The following is a 5247-nucleotide window of genomic DNA, read 5'->3' on the forward strand; positions in this document are numbered from 1 at the left end:
GCATCACCTCCGACACCTACGACCGGACCAAGCTCTCCGCACGCTGACGGAGACCGGAACAGAGAAGGGCGAGCACAGGTGGACTTCACCATCGATCCCACACACGAAGACATCCGGCAGGCCGTGCGCGCCATGTGCAAGGCCTTTCCGGACGAGTACTGGATGGAGCACGACGCCTCCCACGAGTTCCCGTGGGAGTTCTACAACGCGGTGGCCAAGGCTGGTTGGCTGGGGCTGACCATTCCCGAGGAGTACGGCGGTGGTGGCCTCGGCGTCACCGAGGCGGCCATCGTCGAGCAGGAGATAGCCGCGTCCGGGGCGGGGATGGGCGGCTGCAGCGCCGTGCATATCGGGATCTTCGGCTTCGAGCCGATCATCCACCACGGCAGTGAAGACCTGAAGCGACGATTCCTTCCTCGTGTGATCACCGGAGAGCTGCACACATCGTTCGCGGTGACCGAACCCGACGCCGGCACCGACACGTCGAACATCTCGACGTTCGGGAAGAAGGTCGACGGGGGCTGGCTCGTGTCGGGGAAGAAGGTCTGGATCACCAAGGCCCTCGAAGCGGAGCGGATGCTCCTTCTCTGCCGCACCAGCCCGCGTGACCCCTCCGCCAAGCGGATGGCGGGCATGACCCTGATGTTCGCCGAGATGGACCCGGCCAAGGTGCAGATCCGCCCCATCCCGAAGATGGGCCGCAACGCGGTGGACACCAACGAGCTCTTCATCGACGAGCTCTTCGTCGCGGACGAGGACGTCGTCGGCGAGGTCGGCGGCGGCTTCAAGGCCATCCTCGGGGGGCTCAACGCCGAGCGCGTCATCGCCGCCAACGCGGCACTGGGCATCGGCAAGGCCGCCCTGCGCAGGGGCACCCAGTACGCCAAGGAGCGCGAGGTCTTCGGCCGTCCGATCGGTAAGAACCAGGGCATCGCCTTCCAGCTCGCCGAGGCGAAGATTCGCATTGAGGCCGCCGAGGCGGTGCTTCAGAAGGCGACCTGGATGGTGGACCAGGGCCTGCCCTGCGGAGCGGAGGCGAACATGGCGAAGTTCCTCTGCGCGGAGGCGGGCTTCTATGCCGCGGACGTCGCACTCCAGGTCCACGGCGGATTCGGCTACGGCAAGGAGTTCCACGTCGAGCGATACTTCCGCGAGGCCAGGCTGATGCGGATCGCCCCGATCAGCCAGGAGATGATCCTCAACTACGTCAGCGAGCACGTCCTCGGCCTGCCGAGGAGCTACTGATGCGGCAGTACCGTTCGGTCCTCTTCATCCCCGGGCATCGTCCGGCGTGGGTCGACAAGGCGATCGCCTCGGGTGCCGACTGCGTCGTCCTCGACCTTGAGGACTCGGTCCCGGCCGGAGAGAAGGCGGCAGCCCGGGAGATCGTCGCAGCCTCGATCACCCGGATCCGGGAGACGAACCAGGATGTCGGGCTTTTCGTCAGGGTCAACTCGCTGGCCACGCGTCTCACCGGAGCGGACCTCGAGGCCGTGGTCGTACCCGGGCTCAACGGTGTCTTCGCGCCGAAGATCGAGCAGGCCAGGGATGTGCTCTACTACGACGCGCTCGTGGACCACTTCGAGATACGCAACGGTGTGACGGGGCTGGAGTACATCGTCCCGGTCGAGACCGTCAAGGCGATCCACAACGCTCGTGAGGTGGCCCTGGCCTCTCCCCGGATCGGTGCCATGATCGGGCCCAGCGCGGAACACGCCGACATCGCCCGTGCCGTCGGCTACGAGTGGACCCCGGAGGGCCAGGAGACGCTGTACCTCCGCAGCCGGGTGCTCCTCGCGTGCCGGGAGGCGGAGATCCACGCGCTCACCGGACTCTGGGAGGACCTGGAGAATCTCGACGGGCTCAGGGAGTTCGCGGTCAGAGGGCGGCGGCTCGGGTTCCGGGGGATGATCGTGATCCACCCGAGCCACGTGGCGACCGTCAACGACGTCTTCACACCATCCGCCGAGGACTTCGCCTTCTATCAGGGGATGGTCGCGGCATACGAGGCCGCCGAGGCCGAGGGCACCGGTGCCCTCCGCTACCGCGGGCTCCACATCGACAAGGCGCACTACGACAAGGCGGTCGAGTGGCTCGAACGGGCCGGGCGCATCACCGCGGGAGGTAACCGATGAGCATGCGGGGTCTGTGGTTCGAGGAGTTCGAGGAGGGGGCGCACTACAAGCACGCCCTGACCCGGACCATCACCGAGATGGACAACGTGCTGTTCACGTCACTGACGATGAACGTCCAGCCCCTGCACCTAGACGAGGAGTTCTGCAAGACGACGATCCACGGGCAGCGTGTCCTCAACAGCCTCTTCACCGTGGCGCTCATCGGAGCCTTCCACGTGCCCGAGCTGACGATGGGCACGACCCTCGGGAACCTCGGCTACGACAAGATCAAGCTCCCCAGCCCGGTGTTCCACGGTGACACCCTGCGCGCCGAGACGACGATCCTGAAGAAGCGCGAATCCACCAGCCGGACGGACTCCGGCATCGTCTGGTTCGAGCACATCGGCCTCAACCAGCGCGACCAGGTCGTCGTGGAGATGACTCGAGTCGGACTCATGGCCAAGCGACCCACCGAAGGATCAGATGCCCGATGACCGAGACCACCGCCCGGAACCCGTTGCGGGACTGGGTCCCCGAGACTCGTACCCTCCTCATCGGCGGCGAGATGGTGCCGCCCCGAGGCGAGACCTGGGATGTGTTCAACCCCGCCACCGAGCAGGTCATCGCGACCGTCGGCGGCGCCTCCGGTGAGCAGGTCGACGCGGCCGTCGCGGCGGCTCGCGCGGCGTTCCCGAAGTGGGCCGCGCTGTCGGGCGAGGAGCGCTCCCGGTACATCCACCGGTTCGCCGACGTGCTCGAGGCGGCCGCGGACCGGCTGCTGCCGTCGATCGTCAACGAGGTGGGCACGCCCGTCTCGCTCGCGCAGTACCTCCAGGTGAAGATGGCGGTCGACGAGCACCTCCGCTGGGCGGCCGAGGCGGCCAAGGTGGACCGGACGATCCACCTCGGTGAGTACGACAAGCCGCACCCGACGATGAGCGACGTCGTCCACGAGCCGGTCGGCGTCGTGGCCGCGATCACCGGGTACAACTACCCGCTCAACCTCGCCATCTTCAAGTTCGGTGCCGCGCTCGCGGCAGGGTGCACCGTCGTGCTCCTGCCGTCGCCGAGGACCCCGCTCACCACGCTCCTTCTCGGTGAGCTCATCCAGGAGGCAGGTCTACCCCCCGGTGTCATGAACGTCATCGTCGGCGGTACGGACGTGGGCCGGCGGCTCTCCGCCCACAGGGGGGTCGACCGGGTCTCGTTCACCGGCTCGGACGCCGTCGGCGCGAAGATCATGGAGCAGGCCGCCCAGAACCTGGTAGGCGTCACCCTCGAACTCGGTGGCAAGTCGCCGAGCCTGGTCATGCCGGACGTCGACGTGCAGGACATCGCCGTCGAGATGCATCTTCGCTGGTCTCGCAACGGTGGCCAGGGGTGCGCGGCGCTCGCCCGCCTCCTTGTCCACGAGGCGAAGTACGACGAGTTCCTGGAGGCGGGGGCCTCGGCCTTCGATCAGATGATCGTCGGCGACCCGTGGGACCCGGCGACCAACATCGGGCCGATGATCCGCCCGGACCACCAGGCTCGCGTGCGGGGCTTCATCGACGAGGCGGTGGCCGACGGCGGCAAGAAGCTGCTCGAGGTCACCAAGCCGTTGCCGGAGAAGGGCTGGTACGTCAACCCGGTCCTCCTCGGCGACCTGCCCCCGGACGCCCGAGCGGTGCAGCAGGAGATCTTCGGCCCGGTCGCCGTCATCCTGCCCTTCAAGGACACCGAGGACGCGATCCGGCTCGCCAACGACACGGCTTACGGTCTCGCCGCGAACGTGTGGTGCAACGACCCGGTGGAGGCACGCCGAATCGCCTCCCAGATCCGGGCCGGCACGGTGTGGATCAACGGCGGCGGGGCCATGCGCGCGGACGCGCCCTTTGGCGGCTACGGCCGCTCCGGCGTCGGGCGGGAGCTCGGCGAGTGGGGGATGCGCGAGTACCTCGAGGTCAAGCACATCCAGTGGAGGTTGTGATGGGCGAAGGGTCCCAACGCGCCCAAGGACCCCTGGCCGGGGTGCGGGTGCTCGAACTCGGCACGATGTACGCCGCGCCGACCTGCGGTCGGATGCTGCGCGACTTCGGCGCGGACGTGGTCAAGGTGGAGGACCCCGGCGCGGGCGACTACGCCCGCCAGTGGACACCGATGAAGAACGGCCAGTCCATGGGCTTTGCCCGGCTCAACTCGGGCAAGCGCTCCATCGGCATCGACCTGCGCAGCGCAGCGGGGCGAGACCTCGTCCGCCGCCTCGCCGCCCGGGTCGACGTGGTCATCGAGTCCTTCCGCCCCGGCCGGCTGGAGGAGTGGGGGATCGGTTACGACGTCCTTCGCGCGGACAATCCGGGACTGGTGCTCACCAGGGTGTCCGGCTTCGGCCAGACGGGACCGTACCGGGAGCGTCCGGGCTTTGGCACCGTGGCCGAGACCGGAAGCGGCTTTGCCTTCATCAACGGCTGGCCGGAGACGCCTCCCACGTCGCCGCCCTTCGGTTTCGCCGACTCCATCGCGGGGATCTCCGCCGCGATGGGGACGGCCATGGCGTTGTACCGCAAATCGAGGACGGGGGAGGGCGACGAGGTCGACATCGCGTTGTACGAGCCCCTGATGTTCATCATCGGTGACATGCTCATCAACTACACCGCGACCGGTACCGTCCAGGGCCGGGTCGGCAACGGGACGGGCTCCGCGTCGCCGCGCGGGGTCTATCAGGCGAGCGACGGCAAATGGCTCTCGATCGCGGCCTCCAACCAGGGCATCGCCAAACGCCTGTTCGAGGCGATGGGCCGACCGGAGATGATCGAGGATCCCCGTTACGCGACCAACGCCGTCCGGATGGAGCACAACGACGAGCTGCAGGGCATCGTCGGCGCCTGGGTCGCCGCGCGTCCCAGGGCGGAGATCCTCGCGGTGCTCGACAAGTTCGAGGTGGTGTGCTCCCAGGTCAACGACGCCAGTGACATCGTGGCGGACCCGCACTTCGGCGAACGGACCCTGGTCGAGCTCACCGGCAGTGAGGCACTCGGCCGGGTGCTGACACCGGGACCGGTGCTCCACGTCCGTAGCTACGACGGCCCACGCTACGACGGCGTGCCGGCCATAGGCCAGCACACCCGGGAGGTGCTCGACGAGCTGCTCCGGC

The 5247-nt window shown here is 68.0% G+C and carries 5 protein-coding genes; all 5 read left to right on the forward strand.

Annotated elements, in window-relative coordinates; all coding sequences use genetic code 11:
• Positions 1–78 precede the first annotated feature (78 nt).
• Entirely contained in the window at positions 79–1245 is a 1167-nt protein-coding gene (locus ABZ260_RS45845) for an acyl-CoA dehydrogenase family protein (RefSeq protein WP_355630788.1), read from the forward strand.
• Positions 1245–2135, forward strand: coding sequence for a CoA ester lyase (locus ABZ260_RS45850; protein WP_355630791.1), 891 nt, complete (start codon positions 1245–1247; stop codon positions 2133–2135). Before ABZ260_RS45845 ends, ABZ260_RS45850 begins: the two co-directional genes overlap by 1 nt.
• A complete protein-coding gene (locus ABZ260_RS45855) occupies positions 2132–2608 on the forward strand; it encodes a MaoC family dehydratase (protein WP_355564124.1) in 477 nt (158 codons plus the stop codon). Before ABZ260_RS45850 ends, ABZ260_RS45855 begins: the two co-directional genes overlap by 4 nt.
• A complete protein-coding gene (locus ABZ260_RS45860; RefSeq protein WP_355630794.1) occupies positions 2605–4083 on the forward strand; it encodes an aldehyde dehydrogenase family protein in 1479 nt (492 codons plus the stop codon). The genes ABZ260_RS45855 and ABZ260_RS45860 overlap by 4 nt, the downstream gene beginning before the upstream one ends.
• Positions 4083–5247: CoA transferase (locus ABZ260_RS45865; RefSeq protein WP_355630797.1), on the forward strand; the 1165-nt coding region annotated here is incomplete at its 3' end. The genes ABZ260_RS45860 and ABZ260_RS45865, both read left to right, overlap by 1 nt.

This window comes from Streptosporangium sp. NPDC006013, assembly GCF_040614275.1.
GTDB lineage: Bacteria > Actinomycetota > Actinomycetes > Streptosporangiales > Streptosporangiaceae > Streptosporangium.

What these genes read in the sequence shown, in the direction of transcription:
- ABZ260_RS45860 (WP_355630794.1), top strand. Translation starts at nt 2,605, where the DNA reads ATGACCGAGACCACCGCCCGGAACCCGTTGCGGGACTGGGTCCCCGAG.
- ABZ260_RS45850 (WP_355630791.1), top strand. Translation starts at nt 1,245, where the DNA reads ATGCGGCAGTACCGTTCGGTCCTCTTCATCCCCGGGCATCGTCCGGCG.
- ABZ260_RS45855 (WP_355564124.1), top strand. Translation starts at nt 2,132, where the DNA reads ATGAGCATGCGGGGTCTGTGGTTCGAGGAGTTCGAGGAGGGGGCGCAC.